Annotated in this window: 16 protein-coding genes; 3 read left to right on the forward strand and 13 right to left on the reverse strand. The window is 45.2% G+C overall.

Going from position 1 to position 13224, the window contains the following annotated elements; all coding sequences use genetic code 11:
* Positions 1 to 8: 8 nt before the first annotated feature.
* Positions 9 to 533 carry a ribosome biogenesis factor YjgA gene (gene yjgA, locus MSG36_RS22365; protein ID WP_248369757.1) on the reverse strand — a complete coding sequence of 175 codons (525 nt, stop codon included), beginning with the start codon at positions 531 to 533 and terminating at the stop codon, positions 9 to 11.
* Positions 534 to 651: 118 nt separating this feature from the next.
* On the opposite strand from yjgA, the gene pmbA reads away from it, so the two are divergent.
* Complete coding sequence (gene pmbA, locus MSG36_RS22370) at positions 652 to 1995, forward strand: metalloprotease PmbA (protein ID WP_248369759.1); 1344 nt, start codon at positions 652 to 654, stop codon at positions 1993 to 1995.
* Between the two features lie 114 nt (positions 1996 to 2109).
* Here pmbA and mgtE read toward each other — a convergent pair whose 3' ends face one another.
* From mgtE to MSG36_RS22430, 12 genes are all read right to left on the reverse strand, one after another.
* Positions 2110 to 3465, reverse strand: a complete 1356-nt coding sequence (gene mgtE, locus MSG36_RS22375; RefSeq protein WP_048605905.1) for a magnesium transporter — start codon at positions 3463 to 3465, stop codon at positions 2110 to 2112.
* 148 nt (positions 3466 to 3613) lie between these two features.
* Complete coding sequence (locus MSG36_RS22380; protein WP_017066670.1) at positions 3614 to 3889, reverse strand: HPr family phosphocarrier protein; 276 nt, start codon at positions 3887 to 3889, stop codon at positions 3614 to 3616.
* Positions 3890 to 3891: 2 nt separating this feature from the next.
* On the reverse strand, positions 3892 to 4761 hold the full coding sequence (rapZ, locus tag MSG36_RS22385; protein WP_048612605.1) for an RNase adapter RapZ: 870 nt from the start codon (positions 4759 to 4761) through the stop codon (positions 3892 to 3894).
* A 4-nt stretch (positions 4762 to 4765) separates the two neighbouring features.
* Complete coding sequence (ptsN, locus tag MSG36_RS22390; RefSeq protein ID WP_048605899.1) at positions 4766 to 5224, reverse strand: PTS IIA-like nitrogen regulatory protein PtsN; 459 nt, start codon at positions 5222 to 5224, stop codon at positions 4766 to 4768.
* A gap of 1 nt (position 5225) precedes the next feature.
* A complete protein-coding gene (gene hpf / locus MSG36_RS22395; protein ID WP_009847742.1) occupies positions 5226 to 5513 on the reverse strand; it encodes a ribosome hibernation promoting factor in 288 nt (95 codons plus the stop codon).
* 62 nt (positions 5514 to 5575) lie between these two features.
* Complete coding sequence (locus tag MSG36_RS22400) at positions 5576 to 7036, reverse strand: RNA polymerase factor sigma-54 (protein WP_017058913.1); 1461 nt, start codon at positions 7034 to 7036, stop codon at positions 5576 to 5578.
* A 54-nt stretch (positions 7037 to 7090) separates the two neighbouring features.
* A complete protein-coding gene (gene lptB / locus MSG36_RS22405) occupies positions 7091 to 7816 on the reverse strand; it encodes an LPS export ABC transporter ATP-binding protein (RefSeq protein WP_004735304.1) in 726 nt (241 codons plus the stop codon).
* 2 nt (positions 7817 to 7818) lie between these two features.
* Positions 7819 to 8313, reverse strand: coding sequence for a lipopolysaccharide transport periplasmic protein LptA (gene lptA / locus MSG36_RS22410; protein ID WP_048605896.1), 495 nt, complete (start codon positions 8311 to 8313; stop codon positions 7819 to 7821).
* On the reverse strand, positions 8294 to 8857 hold the full coding sequence (gene lptC, locus MSG36_RS22415) for an LPS export ABC transporter periplasmic protein LptC (RefSeq protein ID WP_019821456.1): 564 nt from the start codon (positions 8855 to 8857) through the stop codon (positions 8294 to 8296). The genes lptA and lptC overlap by 20 nt, the downstream gene beginning before the upstream one ends.
* Positions 8854 to 9411 carry a 3-deoxy-manno-octulosonate-8-phosphatase KdsC gene (kdsC, locus tag MSG36_RS22420; protein ID WP_248369761.1) on the reverse strand — a complete coding sequence of 186 codons (558 nt, stop codon included), beginning with the start codon at positions 9409 to 9411 and terminating at the stop codon, positions 8854 to 8856. Before kdsC ends, lptC begins: the two co-directional genes overlap by 4 nt.
* Positions 9411 to 10382 carry an arabinose-5-phosphate isomerase KdsD gene (gene kdsD / locus MSG36_RS22425; protein WP_017632284.1) on the reverse strand — a complete coding sequence of 324 codons (972 nt, stop codon included), beginning with the start codon at positions 10380 to 10382 and terminating at the stop codon, positions 9411 to 9413. Before kdsD ends, kdsC begins: the two co-directional genes overlap by 1 nt.
* Positions 10383 to 10416: 34 nt before the next feature.
* A complete protein-coding gene (locus tag MSG36_RS22430) occupies positions 10417 to 11382 on the reverse strand; it encodes a calcium/sodium antiporter (protein WP_050622165.1) in 966 nt (321 codons plus the stop codon).
* Positions 11383 to 11647: 265 nt separating this feature from the next.
* Between MSG36_RS22430 and mlaF the strand changes: the two genes are divergently transcribed.
* Both mlaF and mlaE read left to right on the forward strand, forming a co-directional pair.
* Complete coding sequence (gene mlaF / locus MSG36_RS22435) at positions 11648 to 12442, forward strand: phospholipid ABC transporter ATP-binding protein MlaF (RefSeq protein WP_019821464.1); 795 nt, start codon at positions 11648 to 11650, stop codon at positions 12440 to 12442.
* A gap of 1 nt (position 12443) precedes the next feature.
* Positions 12444 to 13223: a lipid asymmetry maintenance ABC transporter permease subunit MlaE gene (mlaE, locus tag MSG36_RS22440; protein ID WP_008220420.1), complete on the forward strand. Its 780-nt coding sequence runs from the start codon at positions 12444 to 12446 to the stop codon at positions 13221 to 13223.
* Position 13224: the final 1 nt, after the last annotated feature.

Genomic DNA, 13224 nt, shown 5'->3' on the forward strand with positions numbered 1-13224 from the left:
GATGACATTTAATCTTCTAGCTTTAGCTCTTTTAAGATTTGGAAAATCTCACGAGAAGACTTCGAAGGCTTGTTCGCTGATTTCTCTTTTTTAGCTTGGCGAGCTAGCTGACGAAGACGCTGACGGTCTGCTTCAGGGTACATATCCATGACTTCTGAAATAGCCGCATCACCTTCAGCAACAACACGATCACGCAGTTGCTCAAGCTTATGTAGTTCAGCTGTAGCTTGTGAGTGTTTGTTACGTACTTTATCCAAAGCCGCTTGAATTGGCTCAGGATCGACATTACGCATCACTTTACCAATGTATTGAAGTTGACGACGCTTCGCTTCATTTTTAAAGCGTTGTGCATCTTTAATCGCTTGTGCCAAATCTTCAGACAGCGGAAATTTGTCTAATACAGAAGGCTTTAGACCAACAAGCTCTTCTCCCAGCTTTTGCAGGGCATCCATGTCCGTTTTCATTTCTGTCTTACTTACCCAGATGATTTCTTCTTCTGGTTCCCATGGGGCTTTTTGGTTTTTGCGAGCCATCTTTTCTGCCTATGTCACTATCTCAAACGAATATATTGCCTATTTTAGCAAGAATCTTGGGGAGAAAGCGAAATTCTTGTTATCCTACGTAATATTGACCTAAAAAATTAGAATAGATATGGATGTAAAACAGCAAGTCGCCCAGCAAAGAGTTGAGCTAGAAGCCGCAGTAGCTAAAGCGTTGGATATGGCATCAGTGAGTGCAGACGCAGCTGAGGTCGCTATTACTAAGTCAACGGGTTTAAGTGTTTCAACACGTATGTGTGAAGTGGAAAACGTTGAATTTAATAGTGATGGTGCGCTAGGTATTACTGTTTATCGCGGCCAGAAAAAAGGCAGCGCATCTACATCTGATCTGAGTGAAAAGGCTATTGCTCAAACAGTCGCGGCTGCGCTTGATATCGCTCAGTACACGTCTGAAGACCCATTTGCAGGTCCTGCAGCAAAAGAATACATGGTAAAAGAAATTCCAGACTTGGATCTTTTCCACCCTGATGAACCAAACCCTGATTATGCTGCTGAGATTGCGATTGCTGCTGAGAAGCAGGCGTTAGCTTATAGCGACAAGATCAAACAGAGTGATGGCGCAAGCTACGACAGCCACTATGGCGTTAAGGTTTATGGTAATAGCCATGGCCTACTAGCAAGCTACGCTTCAAGCCGCCATAGCACGAGCTGCTGTGTGATTGGACAAGGCGCTAACGGTGAGATGGAGCGTGACTACAGCTACACCGTTGCACGTCACCGTGATGAGCTATGGACGCCTGAGCGCGTAGGTCAAGAAGCAGCAGAAAAGACCATTAGCCGTTTGGATGCGAAAAAGCTACCAACAGGCCAATACCCAATTATGTTCGCTAACGATGTTGCTACTGGCTTGATTGGTCACCTTGTGATGGCAATCAGTGGCGGTAATCTTTACCGTAAATCATCGTTCCTATTGGATCATTTAGGTCAGAAAATCCTACCTGACTGGTTTAACATTTCTGAGCGACCACATATCCTGCGTGGTTTGGCTTCAAGCCCATTTGATAGCGAAGGCGTGTTCACTCAAGATCGCGAAATCATCACTGATGGTGTTCTGGCAACTTATCTACTGACGAGTTACGCAGCACGTAAAATGGACATGACACCAACAGGCCATGCGGGTGGTATTCATAACTGGTTCGTTAATTCGACCGGCCAAAACTTTGAGCAGATGTTAAAAGAGTTGGGTACGGGTTTCCTAGTGACTGAAGTGATGGGCCAAGGCGTTAATACCGTAACGGGTGATTACTCTCGTGGCGCTGCGGGCTTCTGGGTTGAGAACGGAGAGATCCAATACCCAGTATCAGAAGTCACAATCGCCGGTAACCTAAAAGACATGTTTACTCAGATTGTTGCTGTGGGTAACGACGTAGAAACACGTTCGCAAATTCAAACGGGTTCTATCTTACTTGAGTCGATGAAAGTCGCGGGTGAGTAATTTTGCCTAATTTGCTTCAGTTTAAATATGAGATTTAGACCTGAAGCTAAAATCTGATGCATTAAAAAGGGAGCCAATGGCTCCCTTTTTGTATTTACCGAGTCGGTAATCAAGCTAGATAAGTATGGTTGCTAAGCCTAAGAACACCGATAGGCCAATAACATCGGTTACTGTGGTCAGTGCCATACCGCCAGCAAGGGCTGGATCGATATTCATCTTCTTCAACATCACTGGGATAGTTACACCAGCAATACCTGCGACAATCAAGTTGGTCATCATTGCAGCTGATATGATGCCTCCCAGTATCCAGTTACCTTTCCAAGCAACCACAATACCACCAATGATAACAGCCCATAACACGCCGTTTAGGAAGCCGATGGCCGCCTCTTTGAGTAGTAATTCGCGTTTGTTACTGTCACCGATATGACCGAGTGCCAAACCACGAATCACAAGAGCAACGGTTTGGTTACCGGCAACACCACCCATCGAAGGTACAATGGTCATCAGTACTGCAATCGCTGCCATTTGGTCGAGCGTTGCTTCAAACATATTCGATACTGATGCGGCAGCCAGCGCAGCAAGAACATTAGCACCAAGCCACACACTACGACGACGAGCGGATTTTACGACTGGTGCGAAGGTATCTTCGTCATCGTCCATACCCGCCATACTCATCATTGAGTGCTCGGCATCTTCACGGATAACATCAACCACGTCATCGATGGTGATACGACCAACAAGATGTTGATTGCTATCGACTACTGGCGCTGAAACCCAGTTACGACGTTCGAACAGGCTCGCAATATCGGAAGCGCTGGTTTCAACCGCGATTGCTTCGTCGGCATCTTCCATCACTTCGGAAACTGCGACATCAGGCTGAGTCGTTACCAGTGTAGTAAGTGATAGGTTACCGATAAGACGTTCTTCTTCATCAATAACATACAGAGCGTCAGTTGCATCAGGCAGTTCGCCACGCATACGCATGTAGCGCAATACAACGTCGACATCGACATCACCACGAATCGTGATTACGTCGGTATTCATGATCGCACCCGCTGAATCTTCAGGGTACGACAGGGCCGTTTCAACTAATGCACGATCGACGGAGTCCATTTGAGAAAGGACTTCGCGAGAAACATCGTCGGGTAGGCTTCGAAGTACGTACGCGACGTCATCGGTTTCCATGCCTTCGGTTGCTTCTGCTAAGGTCTCCGGTGCCATTTTTGACACAAGAGCATCTTTGACGTCTTCGTTTAGTTCATCAAGAATTTCACCGTAGTCTTCAGGATCGGTGAGTTGCCAGAGTACGTCACGACTTTTGCGAGGGGAGGCTTCTAAAAGGTGTGCAATATCTTCAGGCTCCATGTCCTGAAGTTGTCGGCGTACGTGAACAAATCGGCCGTTTTCTAGGGCTTCGCTGACTTCTTGGAGGGTTTGGTGAGCTTGGTCGAATTCTAATTGCTCTGCCATATTTTCCTCCTATCTCATTATTCTAACAATGGTTGGAATAGTAACTTAATTCTGGGACTTATTTAAATCATAAACTTAGCTAGAACTAAGATTTAATATTGGTTGGTTCGTTGTTTGAGTCTTAGGCGTTGCGAGTGAAGCGTTTTCGCTACTCCCCCTCATCAAACTTGTCTTCAATGAGATGACAGACGGCATCCAATGCTTGCTGTGAATCGGTGCCTGCAGCTTGAATCGTAATATGTTGCCCTTGCGCTGATTCCAGCATAAGTAACCCCATTACGCTGTCTGCTGTCGCTGTTTTATCTTCTTCGCTATGGATAGTGATGGTTGCATCAAAGCTTTGTGCAAGCTCAACCAACTTTACGGCTGCTCTAGCGTGAAGACCCAAGCGATTTTGGATCAGTACAGTTCGAGTTAATTCCATGGTTAGCCCTGTTGGTGCTTCTCTAGGGAGGCGTGTCTGATTTGAACTTGATGGCCAAGTTGCTCGAAGTACTCACCAATTTTCTGAGTTAGATAAACCGAGCGGTGTTTGCCGCCAGTACAGCCAATCGCGACCGTTAGGTAACTGCGATTGTTCTTCTCTAACATTGGTAACCACTGTTCAACAAAGCCTTGGATCTGTTGCTTGAGCTCTAGAACTTCTGAGTGTTCTTCAAGAAAAGAGTGAATGGGAGCATCTAGACCGGTTAGTGGTCGTAGTGCGGGTTCCCAGTGAGGGTTCGGCAAAAAGCGAACATCAAACACGTAGTCGGCATCACTTGGCAGGCCATACTTAAAACCGAAAGATTGAAAGACAATAATCAGCTCTTGCTTCTCTTTGCCTTCAACTTTAAAACGAACCTTTTCACTCAATTCGTAGAGGTTGCAGTCACTACTGTCAATCACAATGCTGGCGTGCTCAGCGAGAGGTGTCAGGAGTGTCTTTTCTAAATCAATCGCTTGCTCAAGAGAGAGCTTTTCTTGGCCGATCGATAAAGGGTGAATTCTGCGTGTTTCGCTGTAGCGCTTGAGTAACGTCTGCTTGCTCGCATCTAGGAATAAGACGTTCACATCGATATTAGTGGCAGAGTCTAGCTGTTCTAGCATCTCTGTGACTAACTGAGGCTCTTTCGGTAGGTTACGGATATCAATGCTAACGGCGACGTTTTGATTGATCTCACGTACTGATTCGACGAAGTCGTTGAGCAGGTTTACTGGAAGGTTATCGACACAGTAATACCCCAAGTCTTCAAGGACTCGCAGCGCAACACTTTTACCGGCCCCCGATTGGCCACTAACAACGATTAATCGCATGTTATTACTCGCAAGTTGGCACTTGAATCATTATGTCGTAAAGCTCTTGATCGCTTTGAGCATTACGCAGCTGTTTAAGCGTCTGCTTGTCGTTGAGTCGCTCTGCCATACAAGAGAGGGTTTTTAGATGCTCCTTGCACTGTTCACTTGGAACAAGCAGGGCAAATAGTAGGTCGACAGGACGATTATCAATCGCATCAAATTCGATGGGATCTTGGCATTGCAGTAATACAGCAATCGCTTTATCACTGACATTCATACGAGCGTGAGGAATAGCAATGCCATTACCAATACCTGTACTGCCCATTTTTTCACGGCTCAACATGCACTCAAACAGTTCTGTTGAATCTTGACCACAGCTTTCTGCTGCGATCTGACTGATGAGCTCAAGGGCTCTTTTTTTGCTTGTGCATTGGACTGCACTTTTGGTGCAGTCCAATGAAAGTACTTCGCTTAATTGCATGTTAGTGACTACTTAGCTTTTCTTTGTGCTTGTTGAGTTGGCGGACGAGTTTATCAACCAATGAATCAATCGCGGCATACATGCTTTCATCTGTTGCTGTAGCATGGATTTCCCCCTGATTTATATGCAGGGTAGCTTCTGCGATTTGATTGATTTTCTCAACTTTTAAAACAACCTGAACGCTATTGATATGATCAAAGAAGCGCTCAAGTTTGTCGAATTTGGTGTGAACATAGTCTTGCATTGAATCGGTAAGATCAACGTGATGGCCTTGAATATTGATTTGCATAGACTTTCCTTTTCAGTTGGTTGCCTGATTATAGTTGCTAAGTAACTAGCGACTAAATGAGCTTATAGCAGGCGTTTACGCTGACTCGATGGGGCAATGCCCAGAGACTCACGGTATTTCGCTATGGTACGTCTAGCTACCTGAATTCCTTGGTCAGCCAGTAAAGCAGCAATCTTACTATCACTTAGAGGCTTCGCGGTATTTTCCGCTGCGACAAGCTTCTTAATCAGTGCGCGAATTGCTGTAGATGAACATTCACCGCCATTGTCAGTGCTGACATGGCTTGAGAAAAAGTATTTGAGTTCGAAGATGCCACGTGGCGTATGCATGAATTTTTGAGTCGTCACACGAGAGATCGTGGATTCGTGCATATCAACAGCTAACGCAACATCATTCAGTACCATTGGCTTCATCGCTTCTTCGCCATGTTCGAAGAAATCACGCTGATGTTCAACAATGCATCGTGCAACTTTGAGTAGCGTCTCATTTCGGCTCTCTAGGCTTTTAATTAGCCACTTTGCTTCTTGCAAATTTGAGCGGATGTATTGATTGTCGGCGCTGTTGCCTTTACTACCCAGATCAGCGTACTGCTGATTCACTTTCAGCTTAGGCACGCTATCAGGGTTAATGGTCACTAGCCATTTGCCAAGGTCTTTGAAGACAGATACATCCGGAACCACATACTCAGTTTCATCCGGGGTAATCTTACTGCCAGGGCGAGGGTCCAGCTGTTGAATCAGTTGCAAAACTTCACGTAGTTCTGCTTCTTTCAACTTGGTCTCTTTGATAACCAGTTTGTAATCGCGGTTGCCGAGTTGGTCGATATGGCTAGTAAGTACTAACTTAGCTTCGTTGAGCCAAGGCGTATCTTGGGGGAAGGTTGCCAGTTGCAGTAACAAGCAATCTTGCAGATTGACTGAACCAACACCTAGCGGGTCAAACTGCTGAATTCGTTTACGTACGGCTTCAATTTCATCAAGCTCGATCTCTTCATTGTCGAAGTTTTCAAGGATGTCTTCACAAGTTACAGTGAGGTAGCCATAGTCATCGATAGCATCTATTAATGCAAAAGCGATGCTTCGGTCAGTGTCAGTGAATGGTGTTAAGTCGAGTTGCCAAAGTAGGTAATCGTGCAGGCTTTGAGTCGTTTCGCCTTGATAAACCGGCATGTCGTCATCAATCGCAATACCCGTATTACCGGTGTTTGCGCTGTAGACGTCTTCCCAAGTTGTGTCGATTTCTAGTTCGTTGCCAATCTCTGATTTTTCGATTAAGTCTGAGCTGTCAGGTAAGTCTTGCTCTGTGGCTTCAACTGTTTCTTTTTCGTCACTGCTAGGTTTTTCTTCCGATGTTGGCGTATCTTCATTGCCTTCTTCGACATCGAGTAGTGGGTTAGATTCAAGTGCTTCTTGAATCTCTTGTTGCAAATCTAAAGTAGACAATTGCAACAAACGAATCGCTTGCTGCAATTGAGGAGTCATTGCTAACTGTTGGCCTAGCTTAAGTTGTAATGAGGGTTTCATTCAGTGTGACTTACCTAGTTATTATTCTTAGAACTCTCGATACTCTCTATATAATCATAGACGGAATTGTTCGCCTAGATAAACTTGTTTAACTTGTTCGTTATTGAGAACATCTTCAGGAGTACCCTCAGCGATCAGGTGTCCTTGGCTTACGATGTAAGCTTTTTCACACACGTCTAATGTTTCACGAACGTTGTGGTCGGTAATCAAAACGCCCAAGCCGCGATCGCGCAGGTGAACAATGATTTTTTTGATATCGATTACTGAGATCGGGTCAACACCGGCGAATGGTTCATCCAATAGAATGAACTGCGGGTTTGCTGCGAGTGCACGAGCAATCTCTACACGACGACGCTCACCACCTGACAGAGCCATACCATTGCTGGTGCGGATATGTTGGATGTGGAACTCTTCTAGCAGGTCTTCCAGCTTATCTTGGCGTTGTTCGTTGGTCATTTCATCACGGGTTTGTAAAACCGCCATGATGTTGTTCTCTACAGATAACTTACGGAAAATCGATGCTTCTTGAGGCAGGTAACCGATACCAAGACGAGAACGGCTGTGCATTGGCAAGATACTGATGTCTCGGTCATCAATGCTGATGGTACCTTCATCACGCGCAACCAGACCAACAATCATATAGAAAGATGTGGTTTTACCTGCACCGTTAGGCCCAAGCAGACCGACGATCTGGCCTGACTCTACCTGTAAGCTTACATCGGTAACAACCTTACGTTTACTGTAGGTTTTCGCTAGGTTTTTTGCTTTAAGAACAGCCATCGTTACTTATTCACTTCCGTTGGTTGTAAAACCGTTGACACTCGTTTGTTTTCACCACTGTCAGCGACTAATTTCTGAGAACCGATCTGGTAAGTGATCTTAGAGCCGCGAATGATGCTGCCATCTTGAGATAACATCGCATTTTTGGTCATGATCAGTCTGTCGGCAATAAGCTGGTAATGTAGGTCATCAGCTTCACCGTAGAGTGTTTTACCGTCGTCAGTAAGCTGAGAGAAGGTTGCTGGCTTACCGAAGCCTTGAATTTCTTCAATCTCACCATTTACGGCGTTACGAGTAACAATAACCTTATCGGCATTGATATTGATGCTGCCTTGTTTAAGGTTCACATCACCAAGGAAAGTCACTTGGTTACTTTTCATATCCAATTGCTGGCTGTCTGAGTCAATGTAGACAGGTTGCTCACTATCCGAAGACAGAGCATAGACATTAGGTGCCGCAAGGGTCAAAGCGAATAAACTAAGGTGTAAGAGTTTCATATCTACCTTGAACAGAATTAAAGAGGGTAGCATTGTTGGTACCGAAGTTACCTTTCATTGCTTGTCCCTCAGTTTCAAAAAATGTACCGATCATATGGACCGGAGTATCTGAATAAAAATCTCGGCTAGGCAGCTCAACAACCATTTTATCAGTGGTCATTGTATCGAAGCTGGCTTCTGGCAACAGGTTCTTTGCCACAACGTTGTCATAAAAAGTGACAACTTGATTCTTATCCATAATCGCGCGATCAGCGGTGACTTGCCATTCAATCGTGTGCCCTTCACGGAATACCGAAAGAACTGGGTTTTGAAAGTGCGTATCGCCAACCACTGAGTAGTGTTCTAAATACGTCGATTCAACCTGATAGCTGCGAATACCGCTTTCGTCGTAGCTAATGTTGTTCAGGCTTTTGCCACTAAACGCGGGCAGCTCCAAATTTGGAGCTACTTGTATCGTTGATGTTTGCTCTTTGTCGTACAGGTAATAGGTCGACCAAGAGGCAATAAAAATGAGTATTAAATAGATAATACGAGTAAAACTCATATGCTTAAACCTTTATGCACGTCGAGTTCATTTCTTGCTTGTAAAATCAGGTCGCAGACTTCGCGTACTGCGCCATGACCACCGTTAATGGTTGTCACGTAGTTTGCACGCTTCGCAAGTAGCGGGTGACCATCTGCCACACAGACCTTCAAGCCAACTTTTTCCATTACAGGCCAGTCAATCAGATCGTCTCCGATGTAAGCTGTATTTTCAGGGTTTACAGAAAGCTTATCGCAAATATCTTGGTATGCCTTAACTTTATCGTCTTGACCTTGATAAATTAGCTTAATGCCTAGAGCGGTCATACGATTCTCAACAATTTGAGATTTGCGACCCGTAATGATCGCGATTTCAATGCCAGCGTTCATCAGTGATTTTATGCCGTAACCGTCACGAGTGTGGAAGGTTTTCAGCTCTTCACCGTTGTTGCCCATGTAGATGCGACCATCAGAGAAGACACCATCGACATCGCAAATTAGCAGTTTGATATCTTTTGCGATGGCAAATACATCTGAGTTTACAGTGCCGTATAGAGTTTCGACTGTCTGTGTCATTACATTACTCCTGCTTTCAGTAAGTCATGCATGTTTAACGCTCCGACTAATTTACCTTCTTGGCACAACATCAGGCCATTGATGCTCTTCGCTTGCATCAAGTTTAAGCCTTCAACCGCGAGCATGTTTGGCTCAGCTACTGTCGGGTTTAGTGTCATCACATCACCGATTTGCGTGTTATGGATATCAACGCGTTTGTCTAAGATACGGCGTAAATCACCATCGGTAAAAATACCGGCCATTTGGCCATCTTCACCAACGATTGCTGTCATGCCTAAGCCTTTCTGAGAGATCTCTAACAGAGCATCTCGAACGAGCGCATCCGGTGCCACAACAGGCAGTGCGTCACCTGTGTGCATGATGTCGTCCAGTTTTAACAGCAGTTGGCGACCTAAAGCGCCACCTGGATGAGACAGTGCAAAGTCTTGAGCGGTAAAGCCTCGAGCCTGCAAAAGTGCAACGGCTAATGCATCACCCATGACCAAAGTTGCCGTGGTGCTGGTTGTTGGTGCTAAGCCCAGTGGACAAGCTTCTTCTGGTACTGAAATTTGTAAATGGATATCAGACAAGGTAGCCATGTTTGATGCTGGCTTGCCTGTCATGCTGATGATCTTGATGTTCAGACGCTTTAATACTGGGAATAGGCTGAGGATTTCTCCAGATTCGCCTGAGTTGGATATTGCAATCACAATATCGCCAGGTTCGATCATGCCTAGATCGCCATGCGCTGCTTCACCTGGGTGTACAAAGAAAGCCGATGTGCCGGTACTTGCCAATGTGGCTGCGATTTTGTTGCCAATGTGGCCTGATTTACCCATGCCCATCACAACGACTTTGCCTTTGTTGTTCAGGATAAGGTCGCAAGCTTTACAAAAATCATCATTAAAATATTGGTCTAATTGAGTGAGACCTGCAACTTCGGTTTCCAAAACTTGTTTTGCAACGCTGCGGTAATCAAATGGCTGAGACATCAAATACTCCAAGTACGGGAAGTTAAATCAACAATTAAGCCGACATGTTCATTAGTAGGTAAGCTTGGTAGGCCACGAACGTCACAATTAACACGCCGCCTTCAATGCGATTCACACTACGAGATTTTCCTAGTGCCATCACAACAAGCAGTAGCGATACGCCTAGCATTACCCAGAAGTCACGACCCATAGCGAATTCGCTCAAGATAGAAGGGTTGAGAATGCCCGGGATACCCATAACAGCAAGGATGTTGAATACGTTTGAACCAATGATATTACCTACAGCCATATCATCTTCACCCTTCATAACGCCGGCTAGTGATGCTGCAAGCTCAGGCAAGCTAGTGCCTACAGCTATGATAGTTAGACCAATGACAAGGTCGCTCATGCCGAAGTATTTCGCGATGATTACGGCATTATCAACCAACATATCAGCAGCCAAAGGCAGGATGATCAGACCAATCACGACCCACATTGCGGCTTTAGGGTTGCTAACACCCTCTGGGATTTCTGACTCTTGTTCGTCAAGGAAGGCATCACCGTTCTTCTTCTCACTGCGGCTGATTTGCAGCATGGCAAATAAGAAAGCGGCGAAAAGAACAAACAACAACACGCCTTCATAAAAACCTAAATGGTTATCCCAAAGCAGTGCGCCAGCTAATAAAGTGACACCAATCATTAATGGTAGTTCACGGCGAATCACACCAGAGCTAATCGATAGCGGCTTGATTAGGGCGGTAATACCTAAAATCAACGCAATGTTAGCGATGTTTGAGCCTAATACGTTGCCTACAGCGGTATCTGTTTTGCCATCAAGGGCTGCTGTAGCTGAAACCATCATTTCAGGAGCCGAAGACCCCATTGCTAAGATCGTCATACCGATAACTAGTGGTGAGATACCGAAGTTTCGAGCAAGAGCAGCGGCGCCGTAAACCAGCTTATCTGCACTCCACACCAAAAAACCTAGACCGATAATAAGAAACGCAATCGCTTCAAGCATGATGATTCCTAAAAAATTAATAAAAAACGGAGAATTAACCGCTAATTTTGACCTGTTGCTAGATAAAAGGGAAGTCACTCGGCAAATTAATTACCAGTTAGCAGGCAAGAAAGAGAGCTCAATAGATAATTTTCTAATGCTTTCAAATCCCTGCATAGATTCCTGTTTAATATGAATTAATTGAACAGTGCTTTTAATTCTAAAGTAGACTCATTATTATTGCAGCCATAATTGGCGTTTTTTAAAGCAAGGAAACAACAAAAATATGTTGAACACTGAGCTTGTGAAAGTTAAGAACCTCAGCTTCTCACGCGGTGAGCGCGTTATCTTTGATGACATCAGTTTAGAGGTGCCTCAAGGCAAGATAACCGCAATCATGGGGCCGTCTGGGATTGGCAAAACGACTTTACTGCGTTTGATTGGTGGGCAATTGCCGCCAGATGAAGGTGAAGTTTGGTTTGATGGCGACAATATCCCAGCATTATCACGTCGAAAGCTGTATCAAGCACGCAAGAAAATGAGCATGCTATTCCAATCGGGTGCGCTTTTTACGGATCTCAATGTCTTTGATAATGTGGCGTTTCCGCTGCGAGAGCACACGGAACTTAATGAAAAATTCATTCGTACCATCGTATTACTTAAGCTTGAAGCGGTAGGATTACGAGGGGCAGCGCAATTAATGCCGAGTGAGTTGTCTGGCGGTATGGCGAGACGAGCAGCGTTGGCTCGTGCGATCGCGCTGGATCCAGAACTTATCATGTACGATGAGCCGTTTGTTGGCCAAGACCCAATCACTATGGGCGTATTGGTTGAATTGATACGAAATCTCAATCAAGCCTTGGGCTTAACCTCGATTGTTGTTTCTCACGATGTGCCAGAGGTGATGAGTATTGCTGATTGGGTTTACCTCATGGCGGATAGCAAGATCATTGCAGCTGGAACTCCTGATGAGTTGTACAACAATAGCGATCCGAGAGTGCAGCAATTTTTGCAAGGCGAAGCCGATGGCCCAGTACCATTTAGATTCCCTGCGAAGAGCTTAGAAAAGGATTTGTTTTAATATGATTGCTAAAACTATTGCGGGTGTCGGTAAGCGCACACTTGCGATCTGTGAGTCATTTGGTCGAGCAAGCCTGATGTTATTTGGGGCTTTGTTTGGCATCCCGCGACTAAAAAACTTCCCTTTATTAGTAAAACAACTTTATAGCGTTGGCGTTCAGTCATTGGCTATTATTTTAGTTTCGGGTCTGTTCATTGGCATGGTGCTCAGCCTGCAGGGCTATGTCGTGTTAATAGACTACGGCGCTGAGGGAAACCTTGGCCAAATGGTCGCGCTTTCACTGTTGCGTGAGTTGGGGCCTGTGGTGACTGCGTTATTATTTGCAGGTCGAGCCGGTTCAGCACTTACGGCAGAGATTGGTTTAATGAAGGCAACAGAGCAGATCTCAAGCCTTGAGATGATGGCCGTTGACCCTCTTAAACGCATTATTGCACCACGTCTTTGGGCCGGGCTTATCTCAATGCCATTGCTTGCTATGATCTTTATGGCGGTAGGTATTTGGGGCGGCCAACTGGTTGGTGTTGATTGGAAAGGTATTGATCACGGCAGTTTCTGGTCTGCGATGCAGTCTTCAGTTGAGCTTGGCCGAGATATTGGTAACAGCATGATCAAATGTATGGTCTTCGCTATCACCGTAACTTGGATCGCACTTTTCAATGGTTATGACGCGGTACCGACTTCTGAAGGTATCAGTCAGGCAACCACACGCACTGTAGTGCACTCTTCTCTAGCGGTACTAGGGCTAGATTTTGTTCTTACCGCATTGATGTTTGGGAATTAAT

Source organism: Vibrio sp. 1CM8B (assembly GCF_023161685.1).
Classification (GTDB): domain Bacteria; phylum Pseudomonadota; class Gammaproteobacteria; order Enterobacterales; family Vibrionaceae; genus Vibrio; species Vibrio coralliirubri.